The organism is Virgibacillus oceani, assembly GCF_041521345.1.
Classification (GTDB): Bacteria; Bacillota; Bacilli; order Bacillales; family Amphibacillaceae; genus Virgibacillus_N; species Virgibacillus_N oceani_A.
Genome location: NZ_JBGOHB010000005.1, coordinates 19,580 through 36,782, shown reverse-complemented (window position 1 = coordinate 36,782; position 17,203 = coordinate 19,580). Strand labels below are relative to the sequence as shown.

The window sequence follows — 17,203 nt, the reverse complement described above, 5'->3', positions numbered from 1 at the left end:
TGGTGGTATAATATATAAGAATACTTATATTGGAGTGGGATTTAATTCTATGACGTTAAAGTACGAGCAAATATTTAATTACTTTGAAAAAAAGATACCGGTTTATTACAAATCAGATTCGATAAGAACGTCTCAGGTACAAATGGCGATGGACATTGCGGATTTCGTCCAGAAAGACAATTCGGACGAAATCATGATTATAGAGGCACCGGTGGGAACAGGGAAATCCCTTGGGGCTATGGTTCCCGTATTAAACGAACTGAAAAATGACACATTTAATTCACGTTCGTTGCTTTATGCGACGGCGACGATAAATTTGCAAGGTCAGCTTATGGGCAGTGAGGTCCCGCTGCTTAATCATCTTTCCTTAGTGGAGAATTCGGTTGTGGCTAAGGGTAAGGCTCATTATTATTGTCATAAAAGATTCCTGCAAAATAAGGAAGGAGCTTTCTCCCCCAGAGAGAGAACCAGCCTTCAAGAGTTTTTTGAAAGGTCCAATACAGGTCAGAGGAGTGAATTGGAGGACGAGTATGGAGTAGAGTTATCTGATAATCAGTGGCGGAAAGTGGAATTGGAAGCCACTAAGGGTGAATGCGATCAATGTGAGTTGAATAAGGTCTGTACAACTATAAGTCACAGAAAAGGCTTTTTCTCTCCATCCAATGATTTAATGATTACGAATCATGACCAGCTGATTCAGTCGTACCTAAATATCAACAATGACCGAACTCCCATAATCCCTGTTACGCAGGGAGTCATTGTGATTGATGAAGCCCATCATTTCCTAGAGAATTTCCTTGGGCGATTGGAAAAATCTTTTTCACTAAGAAGGTTTCGTGGGATAGCAAAATCTCTGCAGACCAAATATAAATTAAAATTCAAAAAATTAATGGATTTGATCCAGCGGGATTTCCAGAGAGTTTCTGGTGAATTAAAGGGGTTTTCACAGGGGCGGTATAAAATCCCTGAATCTACCATTAGGGCATTTAAATCCGTCTATGATCTATTAAATGAATCCATTAATGATTACGAATCGGGTATAGGAAATTCGCAGCAAGCAATGGAATTGGACGAATGGACGGAAACCTTAGAATCGTTCATACATGAAGGGTATGTGACATGGGTGGACTATGAAAACAGTAAATTCAGCGCCATCTCTGATACCTTTCCGACGGACTTTAGGTGGATGATGGAATACTTGAGCCGGAGAAACAAAATCATCATCATGTCGGGAACGCTGACCGTAGGTGGTGATTTCGATAGTCTGATTGAGCAGTGGAGGTTAAAGGGGAGGAAGGTTGTCACCAAGCAATTCACTACACCCTTTGACTTCAAAAATCAATCAAAGATTTACGTGCCGACAGACATACCTCTACCCAGGGAAGAATCGTTTGTAAACGGTGTATTTGACACCATTGAAAGGTTAATTCGTCTTACAGAAGGGAAAACGCTCCTTCTTAACACCTCGAAAGAACATATGGACGTTTTCCATGAAAGATTAAAGCTGGTGACTGATGATTTAAGCGTGACCCTTTTCAAACAGGGGCAATACGGAGTTGAAAAGTTGACGAAGAATTTCCGTGAAGATGTAGACAGTGTACTAGTCGGAAGTGGAAGTTACTTTTCTGGTTTTTCAATCCCCGGTGTTTCTCTTACATCCGTTATATTGAATAAATTACCTTTTCCAGTGAACGATGACCCGTTCCTAGAGTTGATCGGTCAAGGATATGAAGGGGACGATTTTTTCGATTACATCAGGTTCCCGCACATGGTGAACAAACTCAACCAAGCCATCGGTCGGTTGATTCGTGGCATAAAAGATTTTGGGATTGTGACGATTTTGGACAAGCGCGTATTCACATCGAAACAATACGGACAATCTGTCCAACAAATTCTCGCTGACCAGGGTTACACCCTTACCAGGGATTGGTCTGAGGTTGAAGCGTTTTACGCGAGAAAAGTCGAGAGGGGTTCAGAGGCTGACTACTCAGCGTATTCGGATGAGCTGATCACGGTACCTCCAGCGCTTAATCGTCCTGTGAAATCATCCAAAGCAGCGGATCAGAAGACAACGAACGAAAAAGCCGAAGAAAAGAAGCCGAAACTCAATGGCGTGACTAAGAGGCAAAGGGAGTTTGTCAAAAAGGTTTGTGAGGAAGAAGGTATTCCAAAAATTAAGGGTAGGTATGTGGAGGACTTATATATAGAGTTTGTGTCTGCGCTTTATTTTGAATGGAAAGACATACAACCCATCAAAGATGACTTCCCGTTTAGGGATGAAAAAGAAAAGGCACTTTTGACGGCTTTTGTGCCGACAAAACGGAGAACGTTTTTACCGAAATGTACAAAGTTCGGGTGTAATGGAAATTGCAGCAGTAAAATAAAGGATGAAATAGTCCAATACTTCGAAGAAAAATATGACGCAGATCAAATATCATTTTCAGAATCTCCGAATCACTGCTGGGTGAATGTCACTCCTTTAACAATTCTATACAATGGTGAATTTAAACCGTCTAAATAAATTTGAATCGAAAAAACTGGAAATCTATTATGATTCTCAGTTTTTATTTTTCAGGAAAATTGAAATAAACAGGATTGAAGTAGGATGTTAAGCATAGTGAATCTAAAGCATAACAGACTATAAATCTCAGTCTTCAACAAACGGGACTATTGCGGACAAGACCGTATTAAATGTCTTAGTAACGATGCTTCCTTAATCTGACCTTTTCGACTGACTACTGTAAGTTATCAGAATAACAATATTATCAGCTTTATAGTACTTGCAGCCTGGACACTTTAGAGAAAGATAAGTATATTGCTGATCAGGGTGTAATGATCCACGACTCATAACATTATATTGCTCATATATTATGTATTCTAGCTGAATTGGGAACTGACTACTATGGTTCTTAGGGATGACCTTAATGGCTTGATTAATGGCTAAATAATTCAATTCTGATTTGATTTGTACTTTTTAGTTATTGTTCTCACCTATGTATAAGGACTTATTTTGCCGAAGACCATCAAGATAGTAATTTAAACGATCAGAGTACTAATTATGTAAAAGATTCTTTTTTCATGATATCACCTCACTTAATTAAATGAGGAGAGAGCAGAAAATATGCAGGTAATTGCTTCGCATTACGACGATGATTATACGTAACAAGTCAAGGTTTCAGAAGTTCAACAATACGATAGGGTGCAAGTCTGGAATAAAAGGCAGCCTCAAATTGCCATTGTTGGGCCATAATGGAAAAGTTATTTACGGGGAGATTTTATAAAGAGAGTTCTGGTATAGGCTTGTGCTGTTTTTTTCTTTTTACAACTTTATCAGCTTGCCATAAAGAATATATAGAATGGGTATATTTAAAAGTGGCCGTTATGGGGGACTAACCATAATATATGTTATAACCATATATCCTTGTAAACTTTTTTTAACCCCCTTTTCAATTAAAAGGTATGAAATGTGTTAACATATAAAAATTTAATGAAAGCAATGAATTTATGCACTGCGACAGCTAAAAAAACTGAATCTTTAAAGGTCAACATAATGAAATAAAATAAATGAAATCTTAATCTTACTATTGTAAGGGAATTACTGTTGACATTACGGGATTGTCAACAGTGAAATTGATTATCAATTAAATTATATCCAATGAAATGTACCAACCTTTTGCAAGTTTTTACCACAATAAAAGTAGCATCGCATCATGGAAGTTGGGTGCCGAGGTAGCAGACCGTGTTTTTCCTTAAGCATCACCCAGCATCTTTATTACTTCGGAAAGATCTGTAATCCAGAGTTTGGTGATCACGGGTAAGTCATCATTTACGGGTGTGGGAATACCACCAGAATAATGTTTTTGAAGCAGATTCATTACAAAATTCTGGTATGCATCGTGTGGAACAAAAACTGGTTTCAATATAAACACCTTAAATCATGGTAGTAAGGAAAAATATCCAACTACGATTATTCGGGGCTTAAGAAGTCAAGGGGTTTTGAGTGATTTTATGACAATTCTTTAACAATTTATCCGGTTTGAAAAATTGATTACAAAAGTGGGAGGAAATGAAAGTGATGGGGGTGGGAAATCCTTCACCCCAAATGGCTCGGTAAATACTGAGAGTCTTTATAATACGAGGGAGTGATATTAATGCAAAATTACTTCAATGAAACTAAAATAAGTTGGGGTTACTTAAGCATTACTGCTGAGCAGATTCATCATTACCCTTTTCATATAAATAAAAACCTCAGACTTATATACGTTTTTGAAGGTTCTATCAAAATAATTAACGTTTCTGGCAGTTCTATTTTGAATGAAAATGACCTTGAATTTATCAATTTAAACGAACCTTCTGAAATAATTGCAATTACTTCTGATAATACCGTATTGATAATGGAGATTGACCACAATTATCTATTCAGAATAAATCTCAATATCGATAAAATAATTCTGAATGTAGCGTCAACTCAGTTTTTCATTGCTTCTGAGCGCCATACTACACAAGAAAATAATAGAAAAAAGGAATTACTTAAAAGTATGTTTTTGGATCTACTACAGGATTTTACAACAAGTTATAACTCCAAAATTATCAAGCATAATTTGCAGTTTTTTTGCAATTTTATTTTAGAACACTTCGATGATATAAAAAAACACCTAAGTTATTTACCTCAGTTTAACAATAGTGTACTCCAGCGATTTCAACGGATTGATTATTATATTCAAGATCACCTCTCTGAAAAAATTGTATTGAACAACCTAGTTGACCTTGAATTTCTTTCACCTCAATATATTTCTGCCGAAATTAAAAAGAGGTACAAACGGACTTTCACGAGTATTATAGAATACTACCGTATCACAAATGCTGTTAGGTTTATTATAAATGATCACTCAATTAAATCTTATGAAATTGTGCAACGGAGCGGTTTTTCCAATAGTAAAAATTTTTATAGGGCTTTTAAAAGACATATGGGTTGCACACCTGCAGTCTTTAAAAAAAAGCTTGCTAGCGATGGAAACTTCACTACCAAGTTTTTGAATATCCAATCACATTACGTTGCCAAGCATCTAATAGAAGCAAGAAGAAAACCTCTTAAAGAAAACAACTTATCTACTAGCCTATCCCTACTTCAGGAGAGATATAATTGGTCGGAAGTACAGCCTGGTTATTGTGTCAGCTCTGTTGAATTAATAAATTTCCTAAATCAATATTATTCAATTTTTATGACCAGATTTAGATCAGTAGTAGAAATAACTCAAGATGAGATATGGTTTTATCATAGTGGAAACTCTTTAGAAATTTATGTTAAAAATCCATCCAATGTCGTTGAAAACAAACATATTGTTTTAGCAAATGAGAATGAAGGATCTAAAACCCATTTTATTTCTTTTTCTAAAGGAGATGTAATTTACGTTACTTCTGAAAAGGAAGAAGGTTTTACATTAATTAGCAGATTATTCCTTCCAAAAGAAAATAACGTTAATTAACTCAATGATGCTAAAAAAGTCTTTAAGATGATAAAGATGACCATTAAATGATTAAAAAAATACCTGTAAATATTAAAGAGGAATTGTTATCTTAAAAAATAAGTGATTATTTAAAATTCACTTAATTCTTATGGAGGTGAAGAAGATGGACATGAAAAACTATCCATTTACTACTAAAGGGTCTAGGATGATGGGAAATTCTTTTGTAGGAATTCCCTCATTTTTAATGAGCCCCTTATGCCTGGACCTAGACAATTTGGATGCGGATGTGGCGATAATTGGCATGCCCTATGATATGGGTACTGCAGTAAGAGGAGGGGCTAGGTACGGTCCAAGAGGGGTGAGAGAGGCATCAACATACTGGGCTTACGCACATGAAGGTTGGTATGACCCGGTACGAGAGGAAGAATTTCTTGGCAAGCAATGGAATATTGTTGATTGTGGAGATGTTGATGTTCTCCACACCCTATATGAACCTTCCTTCAAAAACTGCGAAGGGGCTGTGCGGAAAATTCTCTCTAAAGGTGCCATACCTTTCGTCATTGGTGGTGACCACGCTATCACTACTCCAATACTACGGGCTTTTGACAACTTTGAGGATATATGTGTCATTCAGTTCGATGCCCATATGGATTTTTCTTTTGCCCCCTTTGGAATTAGAGAGGGACAAGGAAGTCCCATGAGAAGAGCTTCGGAAATGGATCATATTGGTAAAATGGCACAAATAGGAATTCGTGGTATCGGTAGTTCTCAACTTTCTGATATTGAAGATGCAAAAAGGTATGGTAGCACAATTGTTACATCTAAGGAAGTCCGTTTGAATGGTGTTGAAAGTGTTATTGAGAAAATACCAGAGGCAAAAAAGTACTACATTACCTTTGATATTGACTGTTTAGACCCCACTTTAGCAAATGGTTGTGGAAGTCCACAAGCTTTTGGTCTTTATTATGAGGAGGTTATTCCCATTATAGAATCCATCACTAAGAAAGGAGAGGTGGTAGGATTAGATATGGTAGAAGTGTCACCACCGTATGATTCCACTCAGTTGATTGCTCAATATGCTGCTCAGATTATGCTGGATGCTTTGTCCTTTGTTTTAAAAAATAAAGAGATTAATGATTAGCGAAATTAAGGCCGTGTTTGAGGAGAGTAAGAAAATTTAATTTCCCCCATATTTATATATTATTGCTTATAATCATCTTTTTTGCTGGAGTACTAACATATATTATACCTGCTGGTAGCTTTGATACAATAACACTAGAAGATGGTCGAGAAGTTGTTGATCCAGATTCTTATACAAGTGTCGAACAAACTCCTGTTGGTCTAATGGATTTTTTGTCTGCAGTTCCGTTGGGTCTTGAAGATGCCGCTTCAATAATATTCTTTATTTTGATTATTGGTGGAAGTTTTAACGTACTTCAAGAAACAGGGGCATTGCAAGCAGGGTTAGGGCGTCTTACTCGGTTAGGTGGCGGTAAATCACCTTGGATCATTCCGATCTTGATGTTCGCTTTTGCTTTAGGTGGTGCTACTATTGGTATGGCAGAGGAGACATTGATTTTTATACCAATTATGATTAGCCTAGCTTTGGCTATGGGATATGACTCAGTTACTGGCCTCGCTATTGTATTTATAGGAGGGATGTCTGGTTTTGCTGCCTCCCTTGTTAACCCTTTTAACCTAGGAGTCGGTCAAGCAATTGCCGGGCTTACTCTATTTTCAGGAATGGGACTTAGGGTCGCATTGTTTAGTGTAACAGTATTGGTTTCCATCATTTTTGTTATGCGTTATGCAAAAAAGGTAAAAGCAAATCCAGAAAAAAGTGTAACTTATGAGATAGATCAAACTCGTAGTAATGACTTCGACCTAGAAAGTATGCCTAAATTTGGCCTGTGTGAAAAGGGGATATTTATAGTTGCCTTAGGTACCTTGATTCTTTTAATGATTGGTGTATTCCGTTATGATTGGTTTTTGACAGAGATTTCCGCCTTGTTTATAGGTATGTCGATGTTAATGGCGCCGCCTTGATTGTTGGTTTTGCAAGGGGAATTCTTATTATTCTGGAAAATGGAAACATCATGGATACTATCTTAAAATATGCTACTATGGGCCTGGAAAGTCTTCCGGGAGTACTTGCGGCACAGGCAATGTATGGAATCTTTTCCCTTATAAGTTTTATTATTCCTTCAGGGACTGGACAGGCCGCTGTATCTATTCCAATCATGACTCCGATTGCTGATATGGTTGGTGTTACAAGGCAAACTATGGTATTTGCATTCCAGTATGCGGATGGCGTCTCTGAGATTCTGACTCCTACATCTGGTTGGTTTATGGCTGGGTTAGCTCTAGCAAAAATTCCATATACAAAGTGGGTCAAGTGGGCTATTCCGATTCTTCTCATTTGGTATGCAATTGGAGCTATTTTTGTAATGATTGCACATATGATATCTTACGGCCCGTTTTAAAGTAGTGGTGGGGATTATTAGTTGCTTTACTATATATAAAGCGAATAAGCACTTAGTTTGAATATAACTATAACTATTAAGCTTGTAGAGAAGATAGGTATTTTTTCTCTACAAGCTTTTAGGGATATAAAGATAGATCTACCGAATAAATACCTATATTGTCGAGTTTTCGGTAAGTAAAAGGGATAGAGCATTGAACTTAAAAAATAGGTTGATGACAACAATTTGTAGTATTAATTTGCAAGCTAAATAAAAAACCGAGCAACATCCGAACTATATTGATTTATTAAAGCTCTAAGTTTTTCTTTTGGAAATCTTTGGCTAAATGAATGAGTTTTTTAATTTCTGGGGGTGTATTATATGTATCCCAAATAACAGATGTTTCAATCCTAGAAGTCTTTTTAATTTCTTTAAATGATATCTTTTTATTGTTAGAAAATAAATGTTGAATAGAAGATGGTAACAATGATATACCTAGACCAGCTGTGATTAATGCAATTATAGCTGTTGAACTATAAGCAGTAATTGTTTTAGTAGGATAAAAATTATTAATATTAAAGACTGAAAATGCAGCGTCATAATATGCTGGACTGACATTTCTTGGTGAAATAATAAATGTTTCATTTTTTAATTCGTTAATTGATATAGGTGAATTATAATTTGAAAGATAATGTTCTTTTGGTAAGACGATATTATAAGGATGTTTATTTAATACTAATGTATTATAGCGCCCTTGTGATATTGGTGTACATACAAAACCTATATCTATAAAATTATTTTCTATTGAAGATAGTTGGTTTGGTGAGCTGAGTCTATGCAATGTGATGTCAATATTATCAGATTTTTTTTTGAATGGTCTAACAATTGATATTAAATCTTCAAGAACAGTTTCAGAAAATCCGATTGATATCTCTTTTTTTTCATTTTTTTTAATTGTTTTCAAGTATTGCTTAGTGTCTTCTATCTCTTTTATAATTTTATACGATTTGAATAGAAAAGCTACTCCGACTTCAGTTAATTCTACTTTTTTATTATTTCTTATGAATAACTTTTGACCTAAAGAACCTTCTAAATCTTTTATTTGTTTACTCAATGGAGGTTGACTTATATTAAGTTTTTTTGCAGCTTTAGAAAAGCTTAATTCTTCTGCAACGGCTATAAAATACTTCAAATGTCTTATCTCCATATTATCATCATTCCCCTTTAAAAATCTATACGATATTTTATAAATATAATAACATGATATAGTAAGTATTGTACAATTTGATTATTATAAAGTATTGTAATTATTAAATAATAAAAAATAAACTTATCTTTTTAGAATATTTCTTTGTTTTGAAATGATAGGATTTAGGAAAAAGAGGTGATAAATAATGGGGTTTGGGAAATACTTACTTAGAAGAATTTTACAAATGGTACCTGTAATGCTTTTTGTAGTTATATTCAATTTTCTAATCATTAACTTTGCCCCTGGTGATCCTGTAGTTGTTTTGGCTGGAGAAAATGCTACTCAAGAATATATGGATGAGCTTCGAGAATCGTTTGGTTTAAATGAACCGCTTCACACTAGATTTGTAATATATTTTTCCAACTTATTACAAGGAGATTTGGGAGAATCTTATACATATAATGCGCCTGTGTCAGAAGTAATACAAGAAAAATTAAAAGTAACATTAATGTTGGTTATATTAAGTGAAACAATCACTATTATTGTTGGCACTATATTGGGAGCGCTTGCAGCAAAATATCGTGGAAGATTAATAGATAGTTCAATATCAAATATAACTATGGTTTTATATTGTTTGCCTGCATTTTGGATAGGGATGATTTTAATTTTAATTTTTGCTGTAAATTTACAACTACTTCCTAGCTCAGGTATGCAGAGTTTTGGTGGTGAATATACAGGTTTTGTAGACTTACTAAGGCATATAATTTTACCAGCTACCACTTTGTTTTTAGTTCAACTTCCTATATACGTTAAGATTACACGTTCTTCTGTTATAGAAGTAGCCCAAGAAGATTTTATTAAAACTGCACGAGCAATTGGATATAGTGAGAATGTTGTTTATAGAAAGTTTGCATTAAGAAATGCATTGCTGCCTACAGTTACTATAGCTGGATTGTCTTTAAGTACATTGTTTACAGGATCCCTACTTGTGGAGACAGTATTTTCATGGCCTGGTATGGGGAGAATGATATTTGATGCGATATCAGCAAGGGACTACCCCTTAATAATGGGTGGATTTATAGTTACAACATTTTTAGTTATTATTGGAACTTTAATAACTGATTTAATTTATACATACCTAGATCCTAGGGTGGTGAACTCATGAAACGATTTAAACAGTTATTTAAGGATAAATTTGCTGTAATAGGTTTTTCTGTTCTTGCATTATTATTTATGGTTGCTGTTTTTGCCCCTATTATTAGCCCAGGAAACCCACTTCATTCTGTAGGGGCCCCTATCCAACAGCCGTCTGGAGAACATTTTTTTGGGACAGATGAAATGGGAAGAGATGTATGGGATATGGTTATTTGGGGCAGTAGAGTATCGATGCAATTCGCTCTCGGTGCTGCAGGTTTATCTTTAATTATTGGTATAGTACTTGGAGCTTTATCAGGATATATTGGTGGTCTTTTTGATGATTTATTATCACGTACTTTTGAAATATTTTATGTAATACCAGTCACATTTTTAATTATACTCATGGTTGCTATATTTGGTTCTAACGTATCGTTAATGATTGCTGTAGTTGGTCTAACCATATGGCCTACTAATGCCAGAATTATGAGAGCACAGGTGTTAACTCTTAAAAACAGGTCGTTCGTCCATGCTGCAGATGTTGCAGGTAGTGGTAAGTTAAAAATTTTATTTAAACATATTGTTCCTAATGGTATGGGGCCAATTCTAACGAATTCAATGCTACAAATGGCACAAGCTGTTTTAATAGAAGCTAGTCTATCATTTTTAGGGCTAGGTGACCCTTCAGTTGCTTCATGGGGGAAAATACTTCAATCTGGTCAAGGTCATATTTCATCAGCACCATGGTTAGTTTTAATCCCAGGGTTTGCAATTGCTATGATGCTTTTATCTTTTAATCTATTTGGAACAGCTTTAGAAAGAAATCTTGATGTTAAACAAGGAATCCATGATTAAGAGGTAACAAAAAAAGTGAAATGTGAGGTGCCAAAATGGTTATTGATGTACAGAATTTATCAGTGGAATATAAAATAGGAGATAATTATTTAAAAGCAGTACAAAATGTTAATTTTTCCTTAAATAAAAAAGAAAGTTTAGGTTTTGTAGGAGAATCTGGTTGTGGAAAAAGTACACTTGCATATGCTTTATTAAATTTATTAGAAAAAAATGGTCGTATAAGTGATGGAAAAATAAATATAAACAATAAAGATTTAGTGAAATCTACTGATAAAGAGATTCGTTCCATTAGATGGAAGGAAATTGCAATGATATTTCAAAATGCTATGACAGCTTTAAATCCTGTTCAAAAAATAGGTGTTCAAATTATTAATGCGTTGATGGAACATGAAAAAGTGTCTAAAAAACACGCTACAGAAAGAGCAAAAGAGATTTTTAATAAAGTTGGTATCCCTCCATCAAGATTAATGGAATACCCTCATGAATTCTCTGGTGGAATGAAACAAAGAGCAGTAATAGCATTAGCATTAATATGTTATCCCAATATATTACTAGCAGATGAACCTACAACAGCATTAGATGTAGTCGCTCAGAGACAAGTTTTAGAATTATTATTAGAACTTCAAGAAGAATTTGATCTGACATTGATAATGATATCGCACGACATCTCGGTAGTAGATGAAGTTTGTGAAAAGGTCGCAGTAATGTATGGGGGAGAGATTATGGAAATTGGCAAAACTGATGATGTTTTTAAAAAAAGTAATCACCCTTATACTAAATTGTTAATAAATTCTTTTCCATCTTTATATCAAGAAGTAGCAGAGTTGGAACAAATTCCAGGCTATCCTCCAAGTTTGGAAGATTTACCTAAAGGGTGTCCATTTGCACCAAGGTGTTCTTATGCCAAGGATGTCTGTTTTTCGGAGAAACCTTCAATGCGTAATGTAAATGATAAAAAGTTAGTAAAATGTCATTTTGCACAGGAATTAGATTTTAATAAAGGAGGTGATTCTTTATTAGTGAAGTAGTGTTTGATAATGTAACCAAAAATTATACTTTAAAAACCAGTTTTTTAAAGCAATTGTTTGGGGAAAAAAATGTTGTTAGTGCCGTTAACAAAGTATCATTCGATATAAAACAAGGAGAAATTATAGGGTTAGTAGGAGAATCCGGCTGTGGAAAAACAACATTAGGTAAAATGGTAATGAAAATTGAAGATATTACAGAAGGAAATATTTTAATAAATAATGAAGGAATTTCTAAACTTAATAAAAAAAATCGTAAAAAGTTTCGCAAAAACGTACAAATGATTTTTCAAGATCCATTTGATTCACTTAATCCTAAAATGACAATTTATGACATTGTTGCAGAACCACTTAGAAGTTTGGGGTTAATGGAAAATGAAAAAGAAGTTAAAAGAGAAGTATTAGATATATTGCAACAAGTTAATTTGTCTCCAGCTGAACAATATTTATCTAGACACCCACATAGACTTTCAGGCGGTCAACGTCAACGTGTAGCAATTGCAAGAGCTTTAATAGTAGATCCAGACTTTATTGTAGCAGATGAACCAGTTTCAATGTTAGATGTTTCTATAAGAGCAGGAATACTAAATTTATTGAAAAGAATTAATAAAGAAAAAGGAGTTAGTATTTTATTCATAACTCATGATTTAGCAACTGCTCGATTTTTATGTGATCGAATAACAGTTATGTATTTAGGAGAAATAAAAGAAATATTACCTGCAAGAAAGCTAATAAATAATAATTTACATCCATATACCAAATTATTACTATCATCAGTACCAGATTTATTTGAACCAAAGAAAAACCGACTAAAACTAAAAGGTGAAGCTACTAGTGCAGTAGTTCCACCAAAAGGTTGCAGGTTTGCACCGAGATGCCCATTTGCTGAAAATAGATGCACCGAAGAGGAACAGATATTAGAATCTTATGAAGAAGACCATATGGTTGCATGTTGGAAAGCTGAGAAAATCAAAGAAGGAACAAATTTAAATGAGGAGGAGAAGTATTGGTTAAATTACAATTAAGTGAATTAGAAGAAGAAAGAGTAGATAAAATAATAGGTGAATCAATTTTTATAGATGGGTTATGCGGAAATTTAATTAATCCCGAGCCTCCCGTTAGAGATGGAAAAACATATATAGATCGTCTACTTGAATCTGGAATTACAATTCAAAGTATTACAATAGCATCCCCTGCTGCTAGCTTTGATTCGATTTTAAAAGAAATATATAGTTATTATAATTTATTTGATTTCTATCCTGATAAAGTGATGCAAATTACGTCTATAAAGGATATAGAAACAGCAAAAAAGGAAAATAAAATAGGGGTGATATTTAATCTACAGAATGCGTCAGCAATTGGTAGCGACTTTCATAAATGGAGTATTTTAAATAAGTTGGGATTAAGGATATGTCAACTTACTTATAATGAACCAAATATTTTTGGTTCAGGGTGTATGGCAGAAAGAGATAATGGGTTAACCTTTTATGGGAAACAAGCAGTTCGAGAAATGAATCGACAAGGAATAATAATCGATTTATCTCATGTTGGTGAACAAACAAGTCTAGAGGCAATCGAATTAAGTGAAAAACCATGTATATTTAGTCATTCAAATGCAAGGGAGGTTACGCCAACTACAAAAAGAAATTTAACAGATGAAATGATTAAAAGTGTTGCCAAAAAAGGAGGTGTAATTGGTTTAAGTTCACACGCATTTTTATCCCATCACACAGAAGGGATTCAACCAACCTTAAGTGATTATATGGAACATTTTAAATATTTACTGGATATAGTTGGTCCAGATCACATTTCAATAGGAACAGATATATATGAATATTACACTAAATTTTACTGGGAAACAAAAACAAAGTTACTTTACGATAGTCCATGGTACTTTGAAACTGTTTTCAACAGAGATTTAAAAAGGGTTGATCAGTACAAAAATGTTATAAGAGGGCTTATTCAATTGGATTTATCAGATGATGATATCCAGAAAATTTTAGGATTAAATTTAATGCGAGTAATGGAAGAGCATTGGAATGAAAAACTATAATATAATATTTAAAAAGGAATGGTGAATATGAAAAAACGATGGATGTTATGGAGTACATTATTATTCGTTTTTATAATGTTAGCTGCTTGTACAGATTCAGCTTCAGAGTCAGGTTCAGAATCAGATTCAGATACTGCTGAACAAGAGGATAATTTAATTATAGCAACTAAACTAGAACCAAGTAGTTATGTGATTAACTACACTTGGGATGGAGCAATTCCGTATATTAATAGAAATATATTTTCAAAACTAGTGGCTTATGATGACTCCAGTGGAGAATTATTCGGAGATTTAGCGGAAGATTGGGACCAATCAGAGGACTTAAAAACATATACTTTTAATTTACGGGAAGATGTAAATTGGCATGATGGAGAGCCATTCACATCAGCGGATGTAAAGTGGACTATTGAAAGTATAGTTGAAATGGGTGATGCTGCTAGTGGATATCCATTAGTTAGCAATGTTGATGATATTGAAACACCTGATGACCATACTGTTATAATCCATTTAAACGAGGAATCAGGTGTGTTTGTCCAAAAATTAGCTGACTATCAAGGTTTTGATATTTTACCTAAACATCTCTATGAAGATACAGATATAGCGGATAATCCATATAATACAGATCCTATTGGTACAGGACCTTTTATGTTTGAAGAACATAACTTAGGAAGTCATGTTATTCTTACAGCGAATCCAGATTATTATGGTGATGGTCCATATGTAGACGAGGTTATTTTTCAATTTATCCCTTCGGAAGAAACAGCTCTTACATCTATTGAATCTGGAGATGCAGATGCAATGACTGCTTCCCCTGCTTTTGCGGAAATTCCTCGTTTAGAAGAGCTTGATGGAGTAGGATTGGATGCTGATCCACAAGACATTGTTCAGTGGATATCCTTTAATATGGATGGAACAAGAGAACATATTTCTGATCCAGTAGTAAGGGAAGCAATTGTTACGGCTCTAGACAATGAAGAAATAGCTGAAACACTTTATATGGGTCTTGTTACACCTTCAGAAAGTTGGTATTTATCTACTATTGAATGGTCCGATAATACTTCTGTAAGACAGCCTGAAACTGATGTCGATCACGCAAACCAATTATTAGATGATGCTGGTTATGAAATACAAGATGATGGGTATCGTTTTACAATAAGATACCGTGCATTTGAAACCTCAATCTTCGGTACAACTGACATACCTACTTTTGTGCAACAACAATTAGATGCAATAGGAATTAACGTAGATTACGAAAGATATGAGTGGGCTCTTCGTACAGAAATGTTAGATGAAAGAAGAGACTGGGACTTAGCTGCTGGCGGTGGTAATAGAGGACCAGACCCATTGTTTTTTGCAAGTTTCCTAACAACAGGAAGTGCAACAAACAAGATGTTGTACGAAAACCCAAGAATTGATGAGTTATTTGAAGAAGGTGAAAGGGCTGGTACTGAGGAAGAACGGGCAGAATATTATCATGAAATTCAAGAAATTATTGCTGAAGATATTCCATTATATAACGTTGTAGAATATTATATTCCAAGAGTTTTTGATCCTGAATATACAGGTTTTCATTGGCAAGAAGATACAGTGAATTCTACTAATCATATGTACAATAGTGTAAAGAAAAAATAACTTCAAAAAAGAGGAGGAGTAAAATGTGTTTATTTTATAATTTTGGATTAGTTGATGTTAATAATAAACAATATCTCAAAGATAGTTATATGATTATAGAAGGAAAACATATTAAAAAAATAGGTAATCAAAATGAAATATCTGAAGATTATCTTAAAAAAGGAATTGATTTAAAAGGAAAAACTGTAATGCCAAGTTTGTTTAATTTGCATATACATGCCTTAGCAACACCTATTGCTAGGCCTCCTATCTTGAATGTGGAAGATCAATCAAAATTCGCTATTCGTGGCTCAGTACATTTACAACAGTATTTGAAGTCAGGAGTAACTTTCGTTAGAGATATGAATGGAAGAAAAAAAGCGGAAACAGGATTACGAGAAGCCATAGAAGACAATATTGTTCCAGGTCCTGAATATTATATTTGCGGACAAGCTTTGACAATGACAGGAGGTCATGGTAGTAATACAGGCAGAGAGTGTGATGGACCTGATGAATGTAGAAAAGCTGCTAGAGAGCAACTTAAACGAGGGGTAGACTTCATAAAACTAATTGCTACTGGTGGAGTTATGTCACCAGGAAATAATGCACATGAAACACAATTAGATGAAGACGAAATGGCCGCTGCAATTGCAGAAGCACATAAAGTAGGAAAGAAAACGGCTGCTCATGCACATGGTGCTGAAGGTATTAAAAATGCGGTACGAGCAGGAATCGATTCAATCGAACATGGAAGTTATTTAGATGATGAAGGTATTGATTTAATGCTGGAAAACAATACAGCATTGGTTCCTACTCTTTCAGTAGATTACTTTTTATTTAAATATGGTAAAGAAAATGTACCACAATATGCAATAGATAAAGCAAAAAGAGCAAAAGAAGCTCGAATAAAAGGTTTCTTAAATGCATGGGATGCAGGTGTTATGATAGGTATTGGCACAGACGCTGGAACGCCTCTCAATCCTCATTATGGTACTCATAGAGAATTTATCTCTATGGTTGAGTTGGGATTAAAGGAAATCGATGTTTTGTCGGCTGGAACTATTAATTCTGCCAAAATTGCAGGTGTAGATAAAGAACACGGAAGTTTAGAAAAAGGTAAACTTGCTAATTTTATTGTATTAGATAAAAACCCCACCCAAAATATTAATGCATTAAAGGATGTTAATGAAGTTTATCAGAATGGAGAATTAGTAGAGATTGGGGAGGTTGAATATTTACCCCATCTAGATTAATAAAATGAATAAGGATAGAATATCAACTGTGCAAGTAATAAATATCTGTATTATTTCTTGCACAGTTCTTGTTCTGGACTGTTTATATATGAAAATAAAAAAGTACATAGTAACCAGGCTACCATCGCTCTCGAATTGTAGAAAAGGAACATC

General features: G+C 34.4%; 12 protein-coding genes and 1 pseudogene. 11 read left to right on the top strand and 2 right to left on the bottom strand.

Annotated features, from left to right (window positions below):
• The first annotated feature begins 49 nt into the window (after window positions 1-49).
• A complete protein-coding gene (locus ACDX78_RS05290) occupies window positions 50-2,521 on the top strand; it encodes an ATP-dependent DNA helicase (RefSeq protein ID WP_486025954.1) in 2,472 nt (823 codons plus the stop codon).
• A gap of 1,228 nt (window positions 2,522-3,749) precedes the next feature.
• Here the strand turns inward: ACDX78_RS05290 and ACDX78_RS05285 are convergent.
• Window positions 3,750-3,920 carry a hypothetical protein gene (locus ACDX78_RS05285; protein WP_486025952.1) on the bottom strand — a complete coding sequence of 57 codons (171 nt, stop codon included), beginning with the start codon at window positions 3,918-3,920 and terminating at the stop codon, window positions 3,750-3,752.
• 231 nt (window positions 3,921-4,151) lie between these two features.
• Here ACDX78_RS05285 and ACDX78_RS05280 point away from each other — a divergent pair, with 231 nt between their 5' ends.
• The 3 genes and pseudogenes from ACDX78_RS05280 to ACDX78_RS05270 all read left to right on the top strand — a co-directional run bounded on the left by ACDX78_RS05280 (window position 4,152) and on the right by ACDX78_RS05270 (window position 7,951).
• Window positions 4,152-5,486 carry a helix-turn-helix domain-containing protein gene (locus ACDX78_RS05280; protein WP_486025951.1) on the top strand — a complete coding sequence of 445 codons (1,335 nt, stop codon included), beginning with the start codon at window positions 4,152-4,154 and terminating at the stop codon, window positions 5,484-5,486.
• 145 nt (window positions 5,487-5,631) lie between these two features.
• On the top strand, window positions 5,632-6,609 hold the full coding sequence (gene speB / locus ACDX78_RS05275; protein ID WP_486025949.1) for an agmatinase: 978 nt from the start codon (window positions 5,632-5,634) through the stop codon (window positions 6,607-6,609).
• A gap of 17 nt (window positions 6,610-6,626) precedes the next feature.
• Window positions 6,627-7,951: pseudogene (locus ACDX78_RS05270) on the top strand (YfcC family protein).
• A 286-nt stretch (window positions 7,952-8,237) separates the two neighbouring features.
• Here ACDX78_RS05270 and ACDX78_RS05265 read toward each other — a convergent pair.
• On the bottom strand, window positions 8,238-9,137 hold the full coding sequence (locus ACDX78_RS05265; RefSeq protein WP_486025948.1) for a LysR substrate-binding domain-containing protein: 900 nt from the start codon (window positions 9,135-9,137) through the stop codon (window positions 8,238-8,240).
• Between the two features lie 187 nt (window positions 9,138-9,324).
• On the opposite strand from ACDX78_RS05265, the gene ACDX78_RS05260 reads away from it, so the two are divergent.
• The 7 genes from ACDX78_RS05260 to ACDX78_RS05230 are packed head-to-tail and all read left to right on the top strand — an operon-like array spanning window position 9,325 to window position 17,050.
• The gene (locus ACDX78_RS05260) at window positions 9,325-10,284 is read left to right on the top strand and encodes an ABC transporter permease (protein ID WP_486025946.1); all 960 of its coding nucleotides are present in this window, start codon (window positions 9,325-9,327) and stop codon (window positions 10,282-10,284) included.
• Entirely contained in the window at window positions 10,281-11,108 is an 828-nt protein-coding gene (locus tag ACDX78_RS05255) for an ABC transporter permease (protein ID WP_486025944.1), read from the top strand. Before ACDX78_RS05260 ends, ACDX78_RS05255 begins: the two co-directional genes overlap by 4 nt.
• Before the next feature lie 35 nt (window positions 11,109-11,143).
• Window positions 11,144-12,136: an ABC transporter ATP-binding protein gene (locus ACDX78_RS05250; protein ID WP_486025942.1), complete on the top strand. Its 993-nt coding sequence runs from the start codon at window positions 11,144-11,146 to the stop codon at window positions 12,134-12,136.
• Window positions 12,136-13,158, top strand: a complete 1,023-nt coding sequence (locus ACDX78_RS05245; protein WP_486025941.1) for an ABC transporter ATP-binding protein — start codon at window positions 12,136-12,138, stop codon at window positions 13,156-13,158. The genes ACDX78_RS05250 and ACDX78_RS05245 overlap by 1 nt, the downstream gene beginning before the upstream one ends.
• Window positions 13,140-14,186: a dipeptidase gene (locus tag ACDX78_RS05240; RefSeq protein ID WP_486025939.1), complete on the top strand. Its 1,047-nt coding sequence runs from the start codon at window positions 13,140-13,142 to the stop codon at window positions 14,184-14,186. The genes ACDX78_RS05245 and ACDX78_RS05240 overlap by 19 nt, the downstream gene beginning before the upstream one ends.
• A 27-nt stretch (window positions 14,187-14,213) precedes the next feature.
• Window positions 14,214-15,818, top strand: coding sequence for an ABC transporter substrate-binding protein (locus tag ACDX78_RS05235; protein ID WP_486025937.1), 1,605 nt, complete (start codon window positions 14,214-14,216; stop codon window positions 15,816-15,818).
• A 23-nt stretch (window positions 15,819-15,841) separates the two neighbouring features.
• Complete coding sequence (locus ACDX78_RS05230; RefSeq protein ID WP_486025935.1) at window positions 15,842-17,050, top strand: metal-dependent hydrolase family protein; 1,209 nt, start codon at window positions 15,842-15,844, stop codon at window positions 17,048-17,050.
• The last annotated feature ends 153 nt before the right edge of the window (window positions 17,051-17,203 follow it).